Genomic DNA, 23177 nt, shown 5'->3' with positions numbered 1-23177 from the left:
ATATCTTAAGAGTTTTGAGGATGTAACTGTTCGTAGATTTTCAGGTATTCATTGGCTGTATGTTCCCATGAAAATTGTTTTACTCGTTCCAGGCCGTAGTTCACTTGTTGCTGATACCATTCTGGATCTTCTTCCAAGCGTATCAGGGCGTCGGTGATTTCGCATGGGATATAAGGGTTGATGAGTATACTGTCCTTGCCTGCTACTTCAGGCAAGGAGGAGCAATTACTGGTAATAACCGGAGTACCGCAGGCCATGGATTCGAGTACGGGTATACCGAAACCTTCGAGCAAAGAAGGACAGAGAAAGGCGAAAGCTCCATTATACAAAGCCGGTAAATCGGAACTTGCAATATATCCTGTATAAATGAGGTTGGAAGCGCATATTTCGATATTTAGTTTACTTAAACGATTTTCCACATGCTCTTGAGTCACCCCGGTGATAATAAGTTTTAATCTTCGTTTTGAACGATTGAGATATTCATTGTAGGCATATAATATACCATCCAGATTTTTTCGCGGATCAGTATTGCCTAGAAAAAGAAGATATGTTGAGTCTGATAAATATTGACGGGTAATGGAATAAGCGTCAGTTATGGGACGATAACAATCACTATAACCATTGTATATCACATGGAGGTTATCTTTTATCTGGGAAAAGCGTTTTAGAATATTATTTTGTTCGGTTTTAGAAACCGTGATAATATGTTGGCAGTGGTTAATGATGTGGGGAACGTTCCAACGGCGGTAGTACCAACCCATTTGTTGATAAAGTGACATTCCCAGAGGTTTTTGGTTTTGCAGGAAAATAATATCGTGCAGGGTCAGTATCAGTGGTACGGAGCAACGTAGTGGAGCTGTATTGGATGTACAGTGTAATACTTCAACCTTGTATTTACGTACGGCGTGAGGTAATGCCCATTGTTCCCATAAGAGGTAGGTGGGGCAATGTATTTCTACTATGTGCATTTGTCTGGCACTCGTAAGGCAACGGTCTTCTCCGGGAGCAGTAAATACAAAATATTCATGTTTACCTTTTTGGCGTTGCAATCGACGTAATACCTCTAGAATGACAAAATCCATTCCATGCTTATCCGGACGGAATATCCGTTGCGCTTCGATGCCTATTTTCATCTTTCTCTTGTTTTTCTTGACGTATGTTTGAAGTGGCTGAACGCGGAGGTGAAAATTAGCAATGGTAATGTCCAGAATGCTTTGCGGAAACGATGGTTGATTTCACCTTCGGGTAATGCCAGCAAGTATGAAAGGAAGAGGATACCTAACAAAACATACCATTTCAGACAAAGTGTCCAATCAAGCATAGTCATGGCAAGTGCGCACAATACAATGTAAGCAATAAGTAGTAAACGTGAGGGCATGAGCCATTGGAACAGTTTTTCGCATAGATCCCACTTACCTTGCAGAAAGGCGAAAGGAAATTGGGTTATGGCAATCAGAAAACTTTTGTATTGTGCTTTCAACCAACGTTGGCGTTCCTTGCTGTAACCGGAGGTATCTTCTGTTTTTTTACAATAGCATACTACCTCTTCCATATATTCAGTGTAAATGTTTTCTCGCAATAGTTCCATTTCCATCGCTTTTGTCAGGTCACTTCCGGTCAAACGGGGAGTTAGGCGATGGAACATTTCAAAATCAAACATCATACCCGATCCTATCAGTGCGGATGAAAATCCTAATGTCGTATGAGCTTTACGGAATAGATGATTATTTATTTCTTCACTGGCGGCACTCAGTACAGCCACGCTGCTGGTGAGGTTCTCCGTCATACGGTGGGCTTGGATGGCATCGCAACCGGAATAGTATGCGTTGTTGAAAAGTTGGAGCGCATTGGGTACTACTTTATTGTCTGAATTGAATATGGTGATTGCATCGTATTCTTGAGGAGAATAACGCTCCATGACCTGCTGGATGGCATAGATTTTGGTGCAATATTCCTTGTCGGGTACAACAATGTTAACGGGCATTTGTAGTAAAGCTACCAGATCGTCTTCTGGGAGTTGTGTTGCGGCTACGGCTATATCGTATTTTTCACGTGGGTATATTTGTGTATCCAAAAAATGATTAATGGATTCGATAACTTCTTTCCCGTTACGCAATACGACAAATAGCACCAAAAAACGGTGGGACTTATTAGCAGGGGGATAGGGATTTTTATATTTCTTTAGAGATGCTAGTGCGTAGATGAAAAGATAAACTACCGGTATTGCCAATAATAGGAATAAGATAGCATCTGCCATTTGCAAGGCATTATTGTTCTCGTTTATCCACCATTCGGGATTAAATATGGAAAAAAAATCGTTCATATTATTATTTATTTTTCGTAATTTGTTGTTCTATATAGGGACCATTCAGTATAAATGCCAGAAATATACCTATTATGCTGACCCCGGGTTGAAATCCCATACCTCGTCCTACGTATCCATTTAAGAATAATCCGAAGACACCGCAAAGTAGGGCGGCAAATGTATTCCGCAACTCCGGATTGTGGATACGGAACATGATGATGTAGCAACAACGGAGCGTTATACACGACAGGATCAGTATATAGAGTCCTAAACCTAAAGAGCCTGTTTGAGTCCATATATCTACATAGAAAGAGTCGGGGGGAATGGTGTAGTCCTGGTATTTGTCACCCTCCCATATCGTAGTGAGAATACTTCCCCCGATACCTGCTCCCATAGGATGCTCTTCAAGATATCGGGCTATTTTCTCTTGATTTTCCAAGCGTACGTTGAACGAGGCGTCTTCTGTGGGTCTGAAAGCTGTACGCATACGACGTATCATCGCATTACTTTCACCTATATCGGTAAAAGAGAAAAAACAAAAAATGGTTATTCCACTAACAGCTGTAACTATAGTGGCTTTTATGTTACGACAAATCAAGCAGTATAACAGAAGTCCTCCTAATGGGATCATCACGCTACCGCGTGTCCCTGACATCAGCATGCCTAAAAATCCCATGATTGCAATGACTAAATAGAAATTGCGTAATTTCCGGGATGATGTTTTGGTAAATAGAATGGAATATACGGTAGTGGTCATTCCCATGATTGCGCCAAAATTTCCGGCGTCACTGAATAGGGAGAAATAACGTATGCCGGTACTTAATAAATGTGTGTGCCAACTACCTTCCAAGAGCCAGGCTGTTTCGGCTGTATCGAACCAACGGTATTTCTGCCACAATAATTTACCGAATGCTATAATGGTAAAAATACCTAGTGTGATGAGAGCGTTACGTAAACGTTTAGGACTGTCCAGCAATAGAGAGGCCAAAATATATAAAATGGGAATACCTAAAAACCAACTACGGGAACTGGTCGTTATTTTTTGTAAATCAGTTCCTTGATTGATAAGTTGTAAAATAATAAACACCATCCAAAATAGGTAGCTTATTGTAAGCGTGTTAGCTATATTTCTAAAATGGATTTTTGAGTTTGTATGTGAGATATAATTAAGAATTAATGTGATCAGAGTATAGAACAGGGTTACATCCAATACAATACTAATTCCTTCGATATCTGTATAACGGTCAAGAGCTCCGAAAAAGTAGGCTGTTGCTGCATATAGGGTAAAACTTATAATGGGATATTTGGTGCTGTACACAAATAAAAGAATAAAAAGGGGAGTGGTACAGACACTTACTAGAGCAACCCAGTTTTGAGAAAGTACAAAAAAAACGATACCGCACAATCCTGCTATGAGTAGTAGGATTGTAACCATCTTAGGCGATAGAATTTCTTTATAGTTCTCTGTAAATGTTAGCATCTCATCTGATAATCTTTATTCAAGTTGTTATTTTACAGCTGCGCTTTTAGAGGTTAAACCTAACTGGGCAATGCGGCTGAAGAATGAATGAACTGGGGTTTTGGGCGGCAAATCACCAGTAAACATTTCTACCACTTCACGATCGGCATTGTTTAGATAAAGGTAGAAAGGTACGGAGGCAAGGGCTTCTTTGAACGGCTTCATCCGAGAGACGTCATCGTAACTCCACAAACGACAGGCGTTGGCAACCATAAGATTGAGATCTGCCTTTTGGAGTACCGGCAACGGAATACTTGAAGTACTGGCGGCTGGATATTCTACCAGAATAATGTCTGGCTCTATTTCTGCTTCGTTGAGTTTCCAGAAGTCGGAGAGTTGGCGAGCATTTACATAAGAAACGTTGTCGGTAGTGAAATCTTCTCCATACTTCACGATACGTACATTCATACCTTCCAATTCCCAGTAAGCAGCGAAATATTTACTAAGGAAAGATTTACCTTCTCCTTTTTCCATACTGAGTAGATTGATGACAGTAGGTCGGCTGGATTGCAGAAAATTGTTAAATCTTCGGCAACTATAGGCGGCGGCCAGGCGATTACACAATTTCAGGAAACCACGAAATTTTAGGTTACTGGTACCATTGAATGCTGCGATGACGGAGAGACCGCTGAGACGCTTACTCCTGATGGGATCTCGTAGCGTGCGGTCTAACAGCTCTATTATCAGGAAATAACCTATAATGAAGAATACGCTTCCGATGAAAGCAACCAATACATATATTGCACGTCTGCGGCCATTGTCGGTGAGTGGATAGGTGGGAGCGGCAATAACTTGTAGGTTACTGGTACTCATTTCTATGTTTTTCAGACGGAGGTTAGCACTTGCCAAACCGTTTAGTTGAGTCCGGTAATTATCCTCGGCAATGCCTATGGCACGCTGCTTACGGTTGACTTGAGTTCCGATGGGGGACATGTGTCCGTATTGTTTGAATATGTCTTCTTGTCTATTTTTGATGACTTTCAACTCGGCTTTGGCTTTGGCTTCATTGATAAGGGCAGCAAGCCATTCGTCTACCATATTTTGAATGGAGATTCCCTCTTTCGAAATTCCATACTCATTGAGGTTATCGGAAATAGAATTTATTTCTTCTTCCGTTTTACGAAGTTCTTGTTTATTCTTTTTTAGTTTTTCATTGTCTTTTTGAACTTTATCGGATATGAAGATTTCTTGCTCCATAATTTCCTGGTTCAGGTTACTTACCTTTTCCAACTTTTGCAATAGTTGGCTGTTGTTACGAATCATTTTTGCACGGATATCCATCTCCTTATCGAGCATGGAACGGAGTTGTACGGCACTCTCATAGTTACGTGTAACCTCTTCCAGACGGTCTTCTACATTATATCGGGTATTTGCCAAAGCTTTAGTCTCTTCTCCATAATTGATGACTTGTTCTTGTACGCAATAGTTCATCAAATCATCTTCCTCTTTTTTGAGTTCTATTTTGGCGAGCCTTACTTGTTCTTTAAAATAGGCAATAACATCTAATGTCGACTTGAAACGTAATACTTCGTAAGCTTTAATGAGTTCATCTATTAAAATTTCAATGGTCTGTTGAGTCATGCCCGGATCGGATGAGGTATATGATATGTTGAGAATATCACTGGAACCGGCACGTTTTACAATAATTTCCTCAAGGGCTTTTGCGCTGTAAAAGGCTACAGGACGATTGAACATCATGTAGACAAAGTTATTTTCTGTCTCTTTGCGATAAGAAGTTAGTTTTTCAACGGTCTTGTCTAAGTTTTTATGATCTACCAAGGCTAAAACTTCCTTAGGGGTCATTTGGAGTAATTTACGATAATTTTTAGCTTGAATGTAGTGATTATCTTTCCATTCTTCACCATAAGTAAGTGCATTGGCTAACAGGCGGATAGACACTTTTTCAAGTGTTCCCCGTGATTTTGCTATACTTATCAGGTTATCAAATGTACTGTTAACGGTAAATCCGTTGACTGCACTTCCGTCAATGGATGTAGAGTTTGTAATTCCAGCATATAAACTACCTTCTACTGTATAACTAAAAGGTAGAAATTGGGTAATATAAATTACAATGCCTGTGATAATTAAGGTTCCCCATAGTAACCAATAACGGATACGATAAAGAAACTGAGCTATGAATTGAGCTATATCCATGTGTGTATTCTGTTACAAATTATCTTTAATAACTTTGACATTAGTCAACATTTCTAATAAAATGATTGAGTTGTGTAGCATAACTCGGGCTTGTTCGTAAGCTGTGACAGCACCAGTACGACGTGCACGTTCCATAGATAATGAAGTAATGTCCATTTTTCCTTGTATAAAATTGTATTCGGAAATCTTCATCTGCGCATTATATAGCGCTGCCGTTTCAGCCTTAGCCTTAATAGTGGCAAGTTGTTCGGTTACCGCATTGTATGCTTCAAGCACCCTGAGACGACGTTCCTCCATTACTTCATCTTGGGTATATTGCAACTGTTCAATATCGTATTTGTATTTTTTAAGTTTAATGCGCCTATTAAATAAATCTCCTAATCCAACACTGAAACTTGCTCCTACATTAAATGTGTGGCGAGAACCTACAGTTGTTGTTTGATACCAGTCAACTAATGTTTCACTGTTTTCATTGAGAGTGTTGAAACGTCCATAAGCATAGTTTGCGTTTAAGCGAAAATAATTCCACCAATCACGTTTTTGCAAACGATATTCGTTTTGAACTTGTGCAACTTGTGATTGTACACGTTTCACTGTTGCGTTTTCCGTTACTGCATCCAGGAAAACGGACAAAGGGGGAAGTTCCAATTTCTCTACTTCGTAGGGCATACTTTGCTCAATCAAGCCACTGGTATTTGCTTCTAACTTTGTATCTTGTAACTTTAACTTTTCCAATGCTTTGATACGTTCTTCACGTGTCATTTCCTGTTGCGCCGAGACGAGGAGAGGAAGACCAAAAAGACTCCAAAGAGTTATGCTGTATACGATTATTTTAGAAAAACTGTTCATTATGTTACTGGTTATAAATTATAAAATGATTGTGATTTACTTATCATTTGTTGTTCAACTTTTATCTATTGTTCATCACTCATCATTAATGCGTTTCTTTTATACGTTTTCTTTCTGCACAAATGCCGTAAATGTTCTCAGTAGTATTTTCATATCCAGCCAGAAAGAGAATTCACGGGCATACTTTATGTCGAGTTGCTTCCGTTCCTCAGCCGACATTTTACCAGTACCTCCGCGCTTCTCTACCTGCCACAGCCCGGTGAGCCCGGCAGGACCCATGAAGCGGTCGATGTATGCGTCGCTGGTCAGCAGTTCCGCTTCGTAAAGGGGGAGGGGGCGGTTGCCCACGATGCTCATGTCACCTTTCAGGATGTTGAAGAGTTGCGGCAGCTCGTCGATGCTGTATTTACGGATGAAACGGCCTACGCGGGTGACGCGTGGGTCGTTCTCTATCTTGACGAATGTATTTTGGGTTTCCTGGGCTTTTTGCTTGAGATAGTCTTCTTCGGAGATTACGAAATCATCCGAGATCAGCAGGTTGCCTTCTTCCTCCAGATTTCCGGTTAGTTCGTCAAAAAGGATTTCAGGGGTGTCGTTGCCTGTTTCTTCTTCCATTTTGTACTGGTTGAGGGCGTTCAATTCCTTCAAACGTTTGTCTGCATTGGTAAACATGGAACGGAATTTCAGGAAGTTGAATATTTGGTAGTTGCTGCCTACCCGCTGGGATTTGTATATAACTTTTCCTTTACTTTCGAGGCGGATGGCAATGGCAGTACCTATCAATAAGGGGGAGAGTACCACAATGGCGCCCATGGCAAAGAAGATGTCGAACAAGCGCTTCCATAAAGGAAGGTGAAATGTGTTTAGCTTTTTACGGTGGGCATCGCTGAATTCCCGCATTTTGTGTGTTTTGCGTATTTGCAGGAATTTATTCATGAATTGGATACTTTCTTCATCGGCCTGAGGAGGCAAAGTATTGTTGACACCTGCTTGCAGATAGAGTTGCCGGTCTTCTGCAAGTAGTTCTTCGGTTATGAGGGTGATATATACTCTCGGAAATCTTTTGTGGAGATATGTTATTTCGAGACAGTCTTTTTGTGAGTCGGTTTGCTCGTAGAGGATAGAAGTGTTATATCGTTCACGAATTCCATCTATGACTTTGGCAGCTTTATGACTGCTGGAAACGGCAATAAACATACCTCCGGTGACTTTACTTAAGTGATCGATGATGATTTTATTATTTCCTATATAGATGTAGTATAACATTTCTTGTCCTTTAAGTTTTGTTTAGAAAAGTTTCATGATACGTACTTTTAATTCCAAGGGGTTGAAGGGTTTGAGAATATAATCTATCGCTCCGGCTTGGAGTAATTCAATCCGTTCTGTGGTGCTTTCTTCACTGGAGAGCATGATGATCGGTATGTTTTTATACAGTTCGTTCTTTTTTAAAAACATAAGGAATTCTTTTCCTGTCATGTATGGCATACGGATATCGGATATAATGAGGTCGGGATAGTTGCCTTCATTTAACCATTGAATGGCTTTTATCACATTTTCATGATATATTACATCGAAATCCTTGATCAAATAGATATTGAGTACTTTTCCAATAGTGGCTTTATCGTCCACTAATAATATCTTTTTTTTCATTATATTGTTTTTGTTTTTTTGATATATTCACTTATTCCTGTATATTACCTATATATATTTTTTTTGTTAGGACGCATATACCAGTCTTGATTGGTATTGCGGTCGCATGCCCAGCCGATAAATAGGGGATATGCGCAATCATCTTTGTTTTCTCGATCGCTGATATTGATATATTCTTTAGGGTAACTGAAGTTGGGTACACAGATGGCCCATGTGTTGTTACCTGCAAGGTCGAGGTTGGCAGTCTGCATGGTTCCACCGGGGGTAGGGCCATATTTGGGATGGCCTGTGGCGGTGAGTTGCCAGAACTCATAGAGGTGAACTTCCATGCGTTGTTCCATATTCTTATAGCGATAACCGATAAAAAAATCGAGGTCGTCTAAGGTGACATACGGGGTAGTGGTTTGCCGGTCCTTGTGTAGCTCTATCTCTATTTCGTAGGTCTTTAGATCGGTGTGGCTAATGCCTTCGGTCAATGTGTTGACAAAGAGACGTGAAGTCAGCGCGCTTTGACCGAGAATGGCTTTGTGGGCATCACCGAAGAGGGGGATGACAATCCCCTCGTTGCTGTCTGTATAACGGTGGCCGTCGCTGATGTTGTTGTAGCCGTTGGCAAAGAATGAACCGCTGAGTGTACTGAAGTATTGCCTGTCGGCATTGCCTTTGCATTTCAGTTCTTTGATGTCGGCTTCGTGAAGACCGATAATGCGCAGGCCGGCTCCCAGTTCCTTGCTGGCGCCTACTGCTGCAAGCGTGACGTATATTTTTACTTTCTTTATCTTATTGTTGACATCCGTTTCATCGTCGCCTTCGCGGTCGTAGAACAGTTGCGCATCTAGTACAACATCGTTAAAGTCATAGTCTCCGACCAATGGGAAGTTGTCTTCGAAAACATAGGTGTGGGTGATGGGGGGAGCGGGGATATCTTCTCCTCCTTCATCCGGAGTATTTCCTTCACCGGTACATCTTCCGGCGGGAATATAGGCGGGAGCTTCGCCTTCTCGGCATAGAACTGCATTGCCATTACCTTTCCGACCATTGCCGCCGGCTTTTCCGTTTAAGTAGCAATTGGTGAAATCCCAGCTGGAGTTTTCGGCTTTGTATTCACAATATATATTGTTAATGAGATAACCTGCCGTACATTCTATTCCATAGGTACCTTCTATTCCATAGGTACCTTTCCAACTGGCTTCCGATATGGTTTTCAGTTTCAGCAAGGCATAGCTTTTGTCTGCAGTAGGGCCTGTAATGTTACAGTTGTAAAATTTGGTGTTGTTCTCTACCTTGATCATGGAGTTTTCACTGAGGTCGATATAACCATACGCATATAGATGTTTACATTTAATCTGCGCACCTGTTCCCATCTTGATACCTGTACTGGATAAATGTGTTTCTACCTTTATTTTACAGCTGTTTTCCAGTTTCGGCCCTGTACTCTCATCTGCACCGATCTTGTCGGCTTCCAGGTCGCCATGATTGACGTACAGGCTTCCGGTAGAAGATCCTATCAATTCTTCTACATCTGTTTCGCCATAATTAAAGAAAGTACCGCCATTATTGTTAATTCCGTCTATATCAATATCTCCGGCATTATAGTGGATGCCTCCGTTGGAAAACTCAATCCAACCGTTACCTGATATCTTACCTCGGAGGTCTTCTTCATCATCATCTTCATCTTCCTGGTAAGCGGTTCCTAAGACAACGAGCGATGAGGTATTGGTGAATTTTAATGACGGTTTCTGTTGACTACCGGCTTTCAATTCTATTTTTCCTTGGGACGCAACTATTATTTCCAGACCTTGATTGATGGTTTGTAGGGAAGGTATTTCCCATTCTGCGCCGGGGGCTACGATCAGTTTTATCGTACCGGCATTGGGGGTAAGGGTACCGGCATGGTTGATGCCGCCTTTATATTGTCCTGTTATTTTGTATAGAGTATGTTGGGTGAGGTTTACATCCATATCTTGTCCGGTATATTCTGTCGCTTTTGATAGCATGTCTGCTATTTCCCGGTCGGTATAAGGGCGTGTCATCGTTTGCAAAGTTACTTCTTTGCTTTGGGGCGATGCGGCACGGGTCGTTATTGGTTTGCTGCCGAAAGAGGTGATTAGTTTGTCATTGGATATATATACCGGTTTCATGGTACGTCGTCCGGCCGGATCTACACGTGTAACGTATAGGGTGGAAATGATCGAGGGACAATCGATTGTTGTGGTGAATGGCAAATCTTGATTGGCTGTACCTTTGGCAAGTAAATGGATTATCGTATCCGTTGCAAATGGGTTATGGTCAAATATTTCAACAGTATAATTCACTCCGTAGTCTTCGTGGACAGAAATGTCAACTGCTACTTGGCGTGTCATTTTCCAATCCATATTGGGATCGATGTCTTTTACCGGGAACTTGTTTTGATAGGTTGCTTTTACCTTTTCCGCATTAAAGACATCGTCTTTACAGCTATGAAAAAACATACCTGTAACAAACATTGCGAACGGTATGCAGTGAATTAATCTTAAGTTTCTTTTCATCGCTATATTTCTTTGATTTGATAACAAGCAAAAATACGTTTATTTAGGTGAATAATATCTGATGAAGTGGGATAAAAGTATATTTGTTAACTTTTTTAAACTATTTAAGGGCGATTGTCGGTTCTACCGCTTGTTACTCGGCCTTTAAAGTGTTTTTTTGCCAACAAGCCCGGTGGTATAGAGTTGATTTATCTATCCATCGGGCTTATGTCATATATTTGGAAGAAATCTTTTATGGGATTACCATAATTATGGCAGTTAATTCATCACTTTATTGCTGTCGTATATCTTATACCAGGTAAGTTCGGCCGAAGTGTCTTGCGCCCATTTTTCAAAGTTTGTATAAGCTTCGGCTATGCTGATTTTTTCTTTCGGCCATTTCCAGTCGACGTTGGCTATGCGAAGGGCATAAGGAACATTTCCTTTCATGAAGCCGGTGGTGAAGTTGGGAATATGTATACTGCTTTTTCCGTCGGAGATATAGAAATCTCCATTAGTTGTCAGGTTGAAGTCACTTCCCACTTCGATGGTTTCGGTCTTTGCGGTTCCTGTTGCTTGCCCTGTGTTTACGAGGGTACCTGTCGGAACTCCTAGAGCTTCATGCACATTCCCGAATATTGTCTTGTTGTTGAAGAGTACTGCCAGTTGCTTGGAGGCTCCGGCTGCTTTCAGCGTTACGTCTATCACTTTTTTACCGTCTTTGTTGTAGGGTACGGTGACGTAGAGCACTACGTCGTTGAAGTCGTAGTCTCCTACGCCTTTTGCCATATCTTCAAATGCATAGGCGTATGTCTGAAGTTTGTCTTCATTATCTTTATCGTCAAGATTCGGTTTGTAACCGGGGTTGCAATGTGAATGTTCTATGATGATATCAGATTTGTCGGACTTGGTCATTTCGGCTCCGTTCTTTATACTGATTAACGGGCGCTCGGGAGAACCGTCGTTTCCCTGTGCAAAATGCTTGCTGCAGGCCACATAAAGCTTTCCGTCATAGGTTATGGAAAATCCTTGCATCGGGTCTTCTTGGACCGCACTTCCCATTTTTAGGAGGGCATAATCATCGCCTGTGGTGACAAATCCTATCGGGTTATGATTAAATCTGGCTTCTCCTATTACGTTGAAGAAAGATTTGTTACCCATTCTGATGTTGGCTTGGTCTGCATAGAATGTGCCGCACTGGACGTAGGAACCCGCATCCATGATGAGCCCGTCGTTGTTGTTGCTGACATCGTAAGTGAATTTTTCATCTACATACAGACGGCATTTGTTAATCCAGTTGGGAGAGGATGCGTTGAAGGTGATATTGGTTGTATGGAAGAGACCGTCGTTATACCACGTGGAGGAGTTACTATCGATATTTGAAAGCCCGTTGATCATAACTTCACCAAGAGTCTCGTTATAGAAAGCGGAGCTGCCTGCCAGATGGAATGACCCTGCTGTGATATGATAATTGTTTTCGATTACAGTCCTTCCATTTTCACAACTGAAAAGATTGGTAAGAGCAACTTCTCCATTATTGAGTAGCTGGGAGTTGTTGTTGAATTCCAGGTGAGTGGCGCTGATCTTTCCGCGATTGTTGATATTTGTGTTTGCGTTAAAGATAATTGCATTTTCGCAAATCAATTCAGCTTCTCTGGTAATTCCGATTTCATATCCCGATTCCATACTGAAAGCTCTTATGGTCTCGGACTCTCCTGATACGTTGTTTATCGCTTTATTTTTATCAGCAATGAGCGTAAGCTTGGAGTGGGGTAAAAGGTATATCTTGGCTAATCCGACAGGGGCATCCCATGGCTTCTGGATATATAGTTTGGATAATGTAACATTTCCTTCTATATATAGATGAACCGGTTTACCGATATTTACTTCTGTTATGTCTGAAGTGACTATGTAGTTGCCGTTTTCGGTTACATCAGTCCATTGGTTGTTCAATGTGGATAACTTGATACTTCCTTCCGGCAGATCTCTCGGGGGATTAGAGAGGTTGATGCCGCTTCCTTGAATGGAGCCTTTGCCGCTTATTGCCCGTGTTGTTCCACCGCCTTCTCCGAACGTCACTTTAACTGTCTTGTTTTTAACCGCTACGGGTATTGCAGAACTGTATCCTTTACTGTTTATTTTCATCACATATAGATACTGTAGAGCAGCCGGTACGTCGAATTTAAAATTCACGATTTGACCATCCGTTACGGTGGTTTGGGCAAGCAGTGTGGCGTCGCCATCGACATAATACGGATTTGCCGTATATACCTTGATTGTATAAGTATTCTTGTTGTCTTCATTGACAGAGACGGATGCATTACACACTGCACTTGTTTCCCATGTCTGGTTTGGATCAATGTTTTTTACCGGGAAGTCTGCTTGGGCTTCCTCTTGAATACGGTCAGGGTTGTAGACGCCGTTATTATCGTTGCAGCCTGATAGAACAAGAATTCCTCCCAATAGTATAGTGGGAAGAATGTGAGATAGGTTTAAATTTTCACCTTCCATAATTAGTGTAGATTAGGCGTCAATGTTATATTATATGATAATATCATATATATTTATTGACCGTTTAATGCAACAAAGGTACGGAATATATTATTATAGGTGTAAAATAATCAACTTTATTTTCTTGATTATTTTATATATGTACCTAAATTGTTAATATTCGTACTGTTTTGCCGTTTTTGTAAACTTGCAAATGTTATCCAATGATATGGAAGAGAGAAACTATGGGGAGAATAAAAAGAGCCTGCGAGATTACTCTTTTGTAATCTCGCCTGCCAGGTCAGAGTTCATGCGGTAGCGGATTTCTTCTTGACTGAGTCCGTGACCGAGAAGGAACATGAGTTTGGTGACGGCACATTCGGGAGTACTGTCATAACCGCTGATGACACCTGCCTGGAGAAGTTGGAGGCCGGTTTCGTATCGTCCCATCTCGACCGCGCCGGATTGGCATTGGGTGATGTTGACTATGATGATGCCACGATCCGTGGCATCTTTGAGCTGGCGGATGAACCAGTCTTTTTGCGGAGCGTTGCCCGAACCGAAGGTTTTGAGCACGACTGCTTTTAGACCGGGGACATGAAGTACGGAGTTGATGATACTCTCTTGGATACCAGGGAAAAGGGTGAGCACCACGACATTGGTATCGAAGAGATAATGAGGCTTCATGGGACGCATGGTGTCGGGGCGGCGGATGAGGGTTTCGTTATAACGGATATGAATACCGACTTTGGCTATCGCAGGATAGTTAAAAGAACGGAAGGCATTGAAATTCTCAGCATTGATTTTGGTGGTACGGTTGCCGCGCATCAACTCGTTTTCGAAAAAGATACACACTTCTGGAACGATGGGAGTGCCGTCGGGATGCTTGGCAGCAGCTATTTCGATGGAAGTGATGAGGTTTTCTTTGCCGTCGGTACGCAACATGCCGATAGGAAGTTGTGAGCCGGTTAGGATAACGGGTTTTGCCAGATTTTCGAGCATGAAGCTGAGGGCAGAGGCTGTGTAGGCCATCGTATCGGTTCCATGCAGGATGACAAAGCCGTCAAAGTAATCGTAATTATAGTTAATTATTTTTACAATCTTTGCCCAGAAAGATGGTTCCATGTCAGAAGAATCGATAGGTGGATCGAACTGATAGGAGGAGATACGGTAGTTGAAACGTTTCAGTTCGGGAACATGTTTGAGCAGTTGGTCGAAGTTGAAGTTTTCAAGCGCTCCGGTTTCTGGGTTTTCTATCATTCCGATAGTACCTCCGGTGTAAATCAAGAGTACAGAAGGGTAATCTGCTTTCATAAATGCCTTGCTTTTGTTGTTTTTCGGGCACAAAGATACATAAAAGTTATGGAAAAGTAGTGGGAGATGATAATTAAAAAGTGGTAGGGCGATAAGATAGAGTGATAACGTAATACAGCCACCTGATCGCCCTTTTACTTTATCACCCCTGTTCCGTTTCGTTAATTTCCATTTTTAACTGCCTGATCGCTTTTTCTGCATCTCCTTTGCTTTCATTAAGCAGGCTCACGAAACGGCTCCCGATGATGGCACCGGAAGAGTTGGCACAGGCGGAGTCAAAAGTTTGTTTATTACTGATACCGAAACCTATCATGCGTGGATTTCGTAAATTCATAGCTTGAATTTTCTTGAAATAAGCTTGTTTCTGTGTGTCGAAATCTTTCTGTACGCCTGTGGTGGCGGCCGAGGAAACCATGTAGATGAAGCCGTCGGTATGAACATCTATTTCGCGGATTCGTGCTTCACAGGTTTCGGGAGTGATGAGCATGATGACGCGGATATCATATTTTTGTGATATGGTTTTGTAATTTTTTTCATAATCTTTGAAAGGAAGGTCAGGGATGATGACACCATCGATGCCGCACACTGTACATTGTTTACAGAAAGCTTCGAAGCCGAATTGCATGATGGGATTGAGGTAACCCATGAGGATAAGGGGTATATGTACGTCGCGACGGATATCTCTCAGTTGTTCAAAGAGAAGGCGTAGGGACATGCCGTTTCGCAGAGCGCAGGTAGCTGCATTCTGAATAACGATGCCGTCGGCCATCGGATCACTGAAAGGGATACCGATTTCTATCATGTTGACACCATTCTTTTCGAGGGTACGAATAACCTCGGCAGTACCTTCAAGGGTGGGACATCCGGCACAGAAATAGATGGACAACAGATTTTGGGGAGTGTCTTGGAAAAGTTGGTTAATACGATTCATTTTAATTTTATTGTTATAAGGTTCATATTTTTTGCTACAGAAAAAGGCTGTATTAATCGGTTTCACTTATGCTGAACGTGCTATCTGTGGTGAAATCTTCTTTCAGCTCTTTTAAGAAACATCGGATACGTTCTACATCTTTTATGCCCGGGGCGATTTCAAAGCGACTGTTGATGTCGATACCAGCAAACCGATGATGATGGAACTCTTTAAGAGCCTTGACACTGTATGAGTTGATGCCACCGCTAAGTAGGAAAGACGTGATGCCATTATAGAATTTCAGTATGTTCCAGTCGAACTGACTGCCGGAACCACCGAACTGCGGACTTTTGGTATCAAACAAATAGTAATCACATAACCCCTGATAGGCAGTTGTCACTGCTAAATCTTTGGGCGAGGATATAGAGAAAGTTTTAATGATATGCAGACCGTTATTATATAATGAACGGCAATACTCAGGAGATTCTTTGCCGTGCAATTGGATGTAATTCAGACTGAAACGATCGGCATACATCAGGATATTCTCTTTCGTCTCATTTACAAAGACACCGACACGCTTGGCGTGAACGGGCAGATACTCAGGTATCTCGTATAGGTAACGGGGAGATTTGGGGTAAAAGATAAACCCAATCATGTTGACACCCAGTTGTTCTACATTGCGAATATTTTCCGCTTCGGTCATTCCGCATACTTTGATAATCTTATTCATGGCGTTATTCTTTTTTTGTTTCAACGACAGAGGTTCTTAGTATCCTTGTGTTGGATAGGTTTGTGATATGAATTCTTTCAACGTGTTTTCGGGATGTTCCGTTCTCATAAATGTTTCTCCCATAAGAAAACCGCGGAAACCGGTCATACGAAGCTTGCGGATCGTTTCCGGATGGGTAATACCACTTTCTGAAACGAGTAGCGGGAGGTTTTCCGGGATTTTGGCAGAGGGCTCATGTGAGTGGACGACGGCTTGACTGAGTTGTCCGGCTAGACGGAAGGAATTCTCCACATCCGTAACGAAGGTACCGAGATTGCGATTGTTTATACCTATCATATCTATTTCCTGACTGATATAGCTGAGTTCGGAGGGGGAGTGGATTTCGAGCAATACTTCCAGGCCAAGAGCGTGTGCCCGGGCAGTGAGTCGAGAGCATTCTTCCCGGCTGAGACAAGCGGCTATCAACAATATGGCATCTGCTTCTACAATCCGTGCTTGGAACAATTGATACTCGTCAATGATGAAATCTTTGCGAAGAATAGGACTGTTGACGAGTGGTCGGGCGATACGGATATCGCGTAAGGAACCTCCGAAATATTTCTCATCCGTCAGAATGGAAATTGCGGAAGCACCGGCAGCTTCGTATGCTGCTGGAATCTGTTCGGCATCGGCAGCTTCGTATATCCATCCTTTGGACGGAGAACGACGTTTGAACTCGGCGATAATGCCGGTAGTAGAAGCGGCAAGTGCTTTTTTCATACTGCGCCGGGGTGAGTTTTCATTCATTAGAACGTCTACTTGTGCGCGTAAATGTTCCGATGAAATAGCCTGTTTTTGCATTTCCACTTCTATACGTTTATGCTTTATTATTTCGGATAATATATCTTTCATTGCCCTGATGTTTTTATAAATGGGAGTGTGATTAACTGTTTATTTCAATAAATTTTTTCAATGTTTTCAATGCCTGTCCACTTTCCAGCGATTTACGGGCAATGGCGATACACTCATCTATTTCCTTATCCGGTTCCATCACCTGGATGGCAAATGCGGCATTCACTATGACGCACTGCGCTTGGGCGGGAGTGGCATGGTTCGTCAGAATATTATCGAAAATACGAGCGGCATCTTCTTTACAAGCACCTCCGAAGAGTTCTTCGGGACGTGCATCGCTGAAACCGAGGGCTTGCGGACGATAGATGCGCTCATAGTGACGTGTCATCACTTTAAACTCGTCCGTCAGGGAGATTTCATCGTAACTGTCCAGGCTATTGACAACGGCAAAGTCGATGCCGAGTTTATAGAACACATTCGTGTAAAGACGCATCTGTGAGAGGTCTGCCACGCCGAGTAATTGATAAGCCGGTTTGCAGGGATTCACCAAAGGACCCAGCAGGTTGAACAGTGTACGTACCCCTAACGCCTTGCGTACAGGTCCTACAAATTTCATTGCCGGATTGAATAGTTGTGCGTGTAGGTATGCGATATTGCATTCTTCCATACTGCGTTTCAGGGTATCGGGGTTGTTGGTGAAACGAACCCCGTGCTGTTCGATGACATTACTGGCTCCGCTGACGGAAGTTGCTCCGTAATTGCCATGCTTGGCTACTTTATATCCGGCTCCTGCTACCACAAAACAGGCACACGTAGAGATATTGAATGTGTTTTTTCCGTCGCCGCCGGTGCCCACGATATCGATGGGACGATAAGGCGCGAAGTTTATCGGTATACGAGTCTCCATAAGCGCTTCGCGGAAACCGATAAGCTCATCTACGGTGATGCCGCGCATCTGAAAGACAGTGAGTAATGCTGCTATCTGTGCTTCGGGATACATTTCCCGGGTGATATTGAGGAGTATCTGTTTGGTTTCCTCCGAAGTGAGCTCTTCATGGTTGAAGAGACGGGTTAATATTGCTTTCATCTGTTTGTTTACGATTTATTTTCTACGGTTGTGCCGCATCCTTTGATTGTGGCACATAGGTACATTTATGATATACGGTTAAAAATATTTCTTAAATCTGTCTCATTGAAGTGCATCATTACAAATTCTGCATCAGCTATGATTCAGCCAGTTTTCCATAATCTTTTTTCCATCAGGGGTCAGCACTGATTCGGGATGGAACTGGATACCATGTATATCATATTTCCGGTGTTTCAATGCCATAATCTGTCCCTCGGGACTGATGGCGGTCACGGCAAGTTCGTCGGGAAGCCCTTCCGTATCGACTACCCAAGAGTGATATCGCCCTACAGGAATTTTTTCGGGAAGGTCACGGAAGATGTAGTCTTCTGCAATCGAATTCTCCTTACTCTCTCTGGAAATATCTTTGAACTTGCCGTTTCCTTCTTTAATTTTTACAGTTGTTTGTACCCCATGGAACACGTCGCTCAGATTGCTCAACTTTCCACCGAACGCTTGCCCGATGGCTTGTTCGCCCAAACAGACACCAAGTATGGGCTTTTTTCCTTTATAAGTATGGATAACATCCAGCAATAACCCTGCTTCTTCGGGAATACCGGGACCGGGGGAAAGAATAATTTTATCGTACTTTTCCAATTCTTCAAGTTTAAACCGGTCATTGCGAAGTACTTCCACATTTACACCAAGCTCTTTCACCAGATGTGCCAGGTTATAGGTGAACGAATCGTAATTATCAATGATTACTATTTTCATTATTATCTGTATTTACTGAGTAATTTGTTAATTAAATGATAATTTGTGTGTATGCCGAATGGTGATTTTGCCGGGGACACTGTACACTTACATCTTTTCTGCCATTTCAATGGCTTTCTTTAGAGCCCCCAGTTTATTGTTTACTTCTTGCAATTCATATTCTTCGTTACTTTTGGCAACAATGCCACCACCTGCCTGAAACCAGAGTACACCATTACGGCTGACAAAGGTACGTATGGTGATCGCCTGATTCAAACTGCCGTTCAGTCCGATAAAACCGATGCATCCGCCATAAGCACCACGGTTGTGCGGTTCCAGCTCGCTGATGAGCTGCATGGCACGTACTTTGGGTGCACCACTCAATGTCCCGGCAGGGAAAGTATCGATGAATGCCTTGATTGTATTCGCATCTTCGTTCAACGTACCACAGACACGGCTCACCAGGTGGATGACATGGCTGTAATATTGCATATCCTTGTAGAAGTCCACTTTTACGTCGTGACAATTACGGCTGAGGTCGTTGCGGGCAAGGTCTACAAGCATCACGTGCTCTGCATTTTCTTTCGGGTCATCGTGCAGATATTGCGCGTTGACAGCGTCTTGCTCCGGGTTTCCGGTACGCCGGGTAGTTCCGGCGATAGGGTCGATATAGGCATGCCTGCCTTCGATGCGGCAATGCGTTTCGGGTGACGAACCGAAGATGCGGAAACCGCCGAAATCGAAGTAGAACAGGTAAGGAGAGGGATTGATACTGCGTAGGGCACGATATAGCTTGAAGTCATCGCCCACGAAATGCTGCTCGAAACGTCTGGAAAGTACAATCTGGAAGACGTCTCCGCGCAGACAATGTGCTATGCCTTGGCGGATGTTCGTTTTATGCTCCTCGTCGGTCAGCGGAGAAGTGGTTTCACCCACTGCACGAAAGTCGTATGCGGTGTAGTTGCGGTTGTAGATGGCCTTCTGTACCTTGTCCAATTCGCTGGTTTCTCCTGGTACAAGCATTTCAAGTAGTAACATCTCGTTTTTGAAATCGTTGAAGACGATGAGATACTTATATAATATGTATAGCATGTCGGGTGCATCATTGGTGGCTTCGCGACTATCTTTCACAGGGATGTTTTCAAAATAACGGATAGCATTAAAGGAGGTATAGCCATAAAGTCCGCAATAATTGCTGTACTCACCCTCTGCCTTGAAGCGGTTCAGAAAGTCACTGAGTGCGTTTTCTACGCGATATTCATCGGTCACGAGGTGTTCTTCGCGTGTTCCGTCGGGCAGGCGGAAGATGGCGATACCGTGGTCTATGCTGACACTTGCTACGGGACAGAGACCGATGAAGGAACGGTTGTTTTCACTGCCGTGATAGTCGGAACTTTCCATGAGTGCGCTTTGCGGAAAGATGTCACGTACTTTCAGATAAGTGCTCACCGGAGTGTGCAGGTCGCCGAGTATGGTACGGCTGACGGTGGTGTAGTTGTAGGTTTTCATAGTTGAGCATAATTTAAGTATGTTTCTATATCCTTATCTCCCCGGCCCGAAACTGTCAGCACCACTACATCCTCCGATTTGAAATTCAGTTTCTCTAGAGTACCGAGGGCATGAGCGCTTTCCAGGGCAGGAATGATACCTTCCAGTTTCGTCAATTCGTAGGCTGCACGGATAGCTTCATCGTCATTTACCGACAATACGATGGCACGCTTTTGGGCGGCGAGATTGGCGTGCATGGGTCCAATACCCGGATAATCCAGTCCGGCGGAAATGGAATAGGGCTCTTCTATCTGACCGTCCTCATTTTGAATAACGTATGTACGGGCGCCGTGAATGATACCCATTTTTCCGAGAGCAATGGTGGCGGCGGTCATACCCGTATCTACACCTTTGCCTCCGGCTTCGGCAAGTACTATCTGTACGCGGCTGTCGTCGATATAATGGTAAATGGTTCCGGCAGCATTACTTCCACCACCTACACAGGCTATGAGGTAATCGGGGTAGTCGCGTCCTTCCTTTTCCTGGAGTTGTTTTTTGATTTCTTCGCTGATAACGGATTGCAGACATGCCACCATGTCGGGATAGGGATGCGGACCTACGGTGGAGCCTATTATATAATAGGTGTTCGACGGATGGCAACACCAGTCGCGGATGGCTTCGTTGGTGGCGTCCTTCAGGGTCATGTTGCCACTGGTGACGGGCACCACTGTCGCGCCGAGCATTTTCATTTTTTCCACATTGACATGTTGGCGTTCCACGTCGGTCTTGCCCATATAGACGATACACTCCATATTCATCAGGGCACATACGGTAGCGGTGGCAACTCCGTGTTGTCCGGCACCGGTTTCGGCGATGATGCGATGTTTGCCCATGCGGCGTGCCAGCAATATCTGGCCGATGGTGTTATTTATTTTATGCGCACCGGTATGGTTCAGGTCTTCACGCTTTAGGTAAATCTTGCAACCATACTTTTCAGAAAGACGGTGGGCCTGATAGAGTGGGGAAGGACGGCCTACGTAGTCGCGTAACAACTGGTCGTATTCGCGCTTGAAGTCTTCACTCTGCAACACTTCGAGGTAAGTTTTCTGTAGCTCTTCCACACATTTGTGGAGTATTTCGGGGACGTATGCACCACCGAATTCTCCGTAATAACCTTCTTTGTCAACTAAAAAACTTTTCATTTTATTTTCGATTTTACTATTTAACTTTGTTTGTAATGTTATTTTTCCTTTCATTAAGTGTATATTTTCGGTAGAAAATATCGCTATGCTTATGGGGTGCACAATTTCAGTGACTGTTTGCGGCCGCCTTTTGATTTAATATTTGGGAAGATAAGCATGGCTAAATGAAAAGAGCCCTGTCGCAAGTTGCGACAGGGCTCTTTTCATTTCTATAATATATTATATATACATACGAGCGCTGCTCCCTTACGACTGTCGGAGTTGTAACGAGTGCCACCACCAATATGTATTTACGAATATAGTTTTCATTATCTTTTTTGTTTTTAACGGCAGCAAATATATGCACTTTGTTTTAAATAGCAAACTAAATCTTACTTTTTTTTAATACAAGAACAATTTTCTTGAAATTTTGTTTTATAATGAGAAAACAAGCTATTATTAATAAACAGATAGAAAGGAATAAATTTATGAATAGAAAATATTTAGTTACCATAGGCGTTGTCATTGCAATAATACTACTACTTTACTGGCTTTTTGTGGCCGAAGACCTGAATGCCTGGCTGAATGTAAATTGATTTTTCGGAATTTTAGTATGGAGTTATTCGGATAAAAATGTATCTTCGCAGAAAATCATAAACTCATGAAAGGACTAAGTTTTTCATTTTTGCGTATTATATGCGCGTTGATAATCGGTTTGGTTTTAGTTATGTTTCCTGATCGTGCCGGTGAGTATTTTATAATAACGATTGGCGTCGTTTTTCTGATGCCATCGCTCATTAGTATCATTGGATATCTTGTGCAGAATGCTGAAGTAAAGAAACGTTTTCCTATTGAAGGAGTGGGAAGCCTGTTGTTTGGACTGTTACTCATTATTATGGCGGGCTTCTTTTCGAAATTCCTGACAATCGTTTTGGGCTTTATCCTTGTGATGGGAGGAGTTCAGCAAATATCTTCTCTTGCTGCCGCTCGTCGTTGGATGTTGGTTCCCAGTGTATTCTACATTGTCCCTGTTTTGATTTTGATAGCTGGACTCATTGCGTTGTTTAACCCCATCGGAGCGCAAAAAACTGTATTTATTATTATCGGAGTCACAAGTTTGGTTTATGCGGTTTCCGAGCTGATAAACTGGTTTAAATTTACGCGCCGCCGTCCTCAGACACCTGTTACATCCGGAAAGATTACTGAGGCCGACAATGTTATTGAAGATGCGGAGATTATTGGTTAAAAAATAATTTATGTTTAGTAGCTTTTTTATGTCATTACTACCATTATAAGTGTGACGAGTCTTTTTATAAAAACTCTACCATTGTTTTTGAAATCACTTTCCGCGCGTATGTATATTATATAATATGTACGCTTTCTTCGCGCGTGCGTATATACATAATGTGCTCTGTCTTTGTCTTTGTTCT

At 42.6% G+C, this 23177-nt stretch carries 18 protein-coding genes; 1 reads left to right on the top strand and 17 read right to left on the bottom strand.

The features are described from left to right. Window positions 1–5: 5 nt before the first annotated feature. From DXC10_RS13625 to trpB, 17 genes are all read right to left on the bottom strand, one after another. Entirely contained in the window at window positions 6–1133 is a 1128-nt protein-coding gene (locus tag DXC10_RS13625) for a glycosyltransferase family 1 protein (protein ID WP_101545613.1), read from the bottom strand. After that, a complete protein-coding gene (locus DXC10_RS13620; protein WP_101545609.1) occupies window positions 1130–2323 on the bottom strand; it encodes a glycosyltransferase family 2 protein in 1194 nt (397 codons plus the stop codon). Before DXC10_RS13620 ends, DXC10_RS13625 begins: the two co-directional genes overlap by 4 nt. Window positions 2324–2327: 4 nt before the next feature. After that, window positions 2328–3785 carry an O-antigen ligase gene (locus DXC10_RS13615; protein WP_101545606.1) on the bottom strand — a complete coding sequence of 486 codons (1458 nt, stop codon included), beginning with the start codon at window positions 3783–3785 and terminating at the stop codon, window positions 2328–2330. A gap of 27 nt (window positions 3786–3812) precedes the next feature. Then, entirely contained in the window at window positions 3813–5978 is a 2166-nt protein-coding gene (locus DXC10_RS13610; protein ID WP_101545603.1) for a hypothetical protein, read from the bottom strand. Between the two features lie 12 nt (window positions 5979–5990). Beyond that, complete coding sequence (locus tag DXC10_RS13605) at window positions 5991–6827, bottom strand: TolC family protein (RefSeq protein ID WP_101545599.1); 837 nt, start codon at window positions 6825–6827, stop codon at window positions 5991–5993. Between the two features lie 99 nt (window positions 6828–6926). Beyond that, the gene (locus DXC10_RS13600; protein ID WP_101545597.1) at window positions 6927–8093 is read right to left on the bottom strand and encodes a sugar transferase; all 1167 of its coding nucleotides are present in this window, start codon (window positions 8091–8093) and stop codon (window positions 6927–6929) included. 21 nt (window positions 8094–8114) lie between these two features. Beyond that, on the bottom strand, window positions 8115–8477 hold the full coding sequence (locus DXC10_RS13595) for a PleD family two-component system response regulator (RefSeq protein WP_101545595.1): 363 nt from the start codon (window positions 8475–8477) through the stop codon (window positions 8115–8117). A gap of 44 nt (window positions 8478–8521) precedes the next feature. Further along, window positions 8522–11005: an LruC domain-containing protein gene (locus DXC10_RS13590; RefSeq protein ID WP_101545592.1), complete on the bottom strand. Its 2484-nt coding sequence runs from the start codon at window positions 11003–11005 to the stop codon at window positions 8522–8524. A gap of 258 nt (window positions 11006–11263) precedes the next feature. Continuing rightward, window positions 11264–13495 (bottom strand): DUF4842 domain-containing protein, encoded by a 2232-nt coding sequence (locus DXC10_RS13585; RefSeq protein WP_101545588.1) that lies wholly within the window; start codon window positions 13493–13495, stop codon window positions 11264–11266. Between the two features lie 252 nt (window positions 13496–13747). Further along, window positions 13748–14788, bottom strand: a complete 1041-nt coding sequence (locus tag DXC10_RS13580) for an asparaginase (protein WP_101545584.1) — start codon at window positions 14786–14788, stop codon at window positions 13748–13750. Window positions 14789–14930: 142 nt separating this feature from the next. Further along, complete coding sequence (gene trpA / locus DXC10_RS13575; RefSeq protein WP_101545915.1) at window positions 14931–15719, bottom strand: tryptophan synthase subunit alpha; 789 nt, start codon at window positions 15717–15719, stop codon at window positions 14931–14933. A 52-nt stretch (window positions 15720–15771) separates the two neighbouring features. Then, window positions 15772–16428 (bottom strand): phosphoribosylanthranilate isomerase, encoded by a 657-nt coding sequence (locus tag DXC10_RS13570; RefSeq protein ID WP_101545913.1) that lies wholly within the window; start codon window positions 16426–16428, stop codon window positions 15772–15774. Window positions 16429–16464: 36 nt separating this feature from the next. Beyond that, a complete protein-coding gene (gene trpC, locus DXC10_RS13565) occupies window positions 16465–17319 on the bottom strand; it encodes an indole-3-glycerol phosphate synthase TrpC (RefSeq protein ID WP_101545580.1) in 855 nt (284 codons plus the stop codon). A 31-nt stretch (window positions 17320–17350) separates the two neighbouring features. Further along, on the bottom strand, window positions 17351–18346 hold the full coding sequence (trpD, locus tag DXC10_RS13560) for an anthranilate phosphoribosyltransferase (protein ID WP_101545576.1): 996 nt from the start codon (window positions 18344–18346) through the stop codon (window positions 17351–17353). A gap of 132 nt (window positions 18347–18478) precedes the next feature. After that, window positions 18479–19099: an aminodeoxychorismate/anthranilate synthase component II gene (locus tag DXC10_RS13555; RefSeq protein ID WP_101545572.1), complete on the bottom strand. Its 621-nt coding sequence runs from the start codon at window positions 19097–19099 to the stop codon at window positions 18479–18481. Between the two features lie 87 nt (window positions 19100–19186). After that, on the bottom strand, window positions 19187–20587 hold the full coding sequence (locus DXC10_RS13550) for an anthranilate synthase component I family protein (protein ID WP_101545568.1): 1401 nt from the start codon (window positions 20585–20587) through the stop codon (window positions 19187–19189). Then, the gene (gene trpB, locus DXC10_RS13545; protein WP_101545911.1) at window positions 20584–21768 is read right to left on the bottom strand and encodes a tryptophan synthase subunit beta; all 1185 of its coding nucleotides are present in this window, start codon (window positions 21766–21768) and stop codon (window positions 20584–20586) included. The genes DXC10_RS13550 and trpB overlap by 4 nt, the downstream gene beginning before the upstream one ends. A gap of 640 nt (window positions 21769–22408) precedes the next feature. Between trpB and DXC10_RS13535 the strand changes: the two genes are divergently transcribed. Next, window positions 22409–22993 (top strand): HdeD family acid-resistance protein, encoded by a 585-nt coding sequence (locus DXC10_RS13535; RefSeq protein ID WP_117738088.1) that lies wholly within the window; start codon window positions 22409–22411, stop codon window positions 22991–22993. Window positions 22994–23177: the final 184 nt, after the last annotated feature.

Origin of the sequence: Bacteroides sp. OM08-11 (assembly GCF_003438665.1) — a bacterium.
GTDB classification, from domain to species: Bacteria; Bacteroidota; Bacteroidia; order Bacteroidales; family Bacteroidaceae; genus Bacteroides; species Bacteroides cutis.
The sequence above is the reverse complement of the archived record's forward strand: the minus strand, read 5'-3'. Positions and strand labels throughout refer to the sequence as shown.

Coding starts and splice junctions, on each gene's coding strand:
- DXC10_RS13625 (WP_101545613.1), bottom strand. CDS start 1,133: ATGAAAATAGGCATCGAAGCGCAACGGATATTCCGTCCGGATAAGCAT.
- DXC10_RS13620 (WP_101545609.1), bottom strand. CDS start 2,323: ATGAACGATTTTTTTTCCATATTTAATCCCGAATGGTGGATAAACGAG.
- DXC10_RS13615 (WP_101545606.1), bottom strand. CDS start 3,785: ATGCTAACATTTACAGAGAACTATAAAGAAATTCTATCGCCTAAGATG.
- DXC10_RS13610 (WP_101545603.1), bottom strand. CDS start 5,978: ATGGATATAGCTCAATTCATAGCTCAGTTTCTTTATCGTATCCGTTAT.
- DXC10_RS13605 (WP_101545599.1), bottom strand. CDS start 6,827: ATGAACAGTTTTTCTAAAATAATCGTATACAGCATAACTCTTTGGAGT.
- DXC10_RS13600 (WP_101545597.1), bottom strand. CDS start 8,093: ATGTTATACTACATCTATATAGGAAATAATAAAATCATCATCGATCAC.
- DXC10_RS13595 (WP_101545595.1), bottom strand. CDS start 8,477: ATGAAAAAAAAGATATTATTAGTGGACGATAAAGCCACTATTGGAAAA.
- DXC10_RS13590 (WP_101545592.1), bottom strand. CDS start 11,005: ATGAAAAGAAACTTAAGATTAATTCACTGCATACCGTTCGCAATGTTT.
- DXC10_RS13585 (WP_101545588.1), bottom strand. CDS start 13,495: ATGGAAGGTGAAAATTTAAACCTATCTCACATTCTTCCCACTATACTA.
- DXC10_RS13580 (WP_101545584.1), bottom strand. CDS start 14,788: ATGAAAGCAGATTACCCTTCTGTACTCTTGATTTACACCGGAGGTACT.
- trpA (WP_101545915.1), bottom strand. CDS start 15,719: ATGAATCGTATTAACCAACTTTTCCAAGACACTCCCCAAAATCTGTTG.
- DXC10_RS13570 (WP_101545913.1), bottom strand. CDS start 16,428: ATGAATAAGATTATCAAAGTATGCGGAATGACCGAAGCGGAAAATATT.
- trpC (WP_101545580.1), bottom strand. CDS start 17,319: ATGAAAGATATATTATCCGAAATAATAAAGCATAAACGTATAGAAGTG.
- trpD (WP_101545576.1), bottom strand. CDS start 18,346: ATGAAAGCAATATTAACCCGTCTCTTCAACCATGAAGAGCTCACTTCG.
- DXC10_RS13555 (WP_101545572.1), bottom strand. CDS start 19,099: ATGAAAATAGTAATCATTGATAATTACGATTCGTTCACCTATAACCTG.
- DXC10_RS13550 (WP_101545568.1), bottom strand. CDS start 20,587: ATGAAAACCTACAACTACACCACCGTCAGCCGTACCATACTCGGCGAC.
- trpB (WP_101545911.1), bottom strand. CDS start 21,768: ATGAAAAGTTTTTTAGTTGACAAAGAAGGTTATTACGGAGAATTCGGT.
- DXC10_RS13535 (WP_117738088.1), top strand. CDS start 22,409: ATGAAAGGACTAAGTTTTTCATTTTTGCGTATTATATGCGCGTTGATA.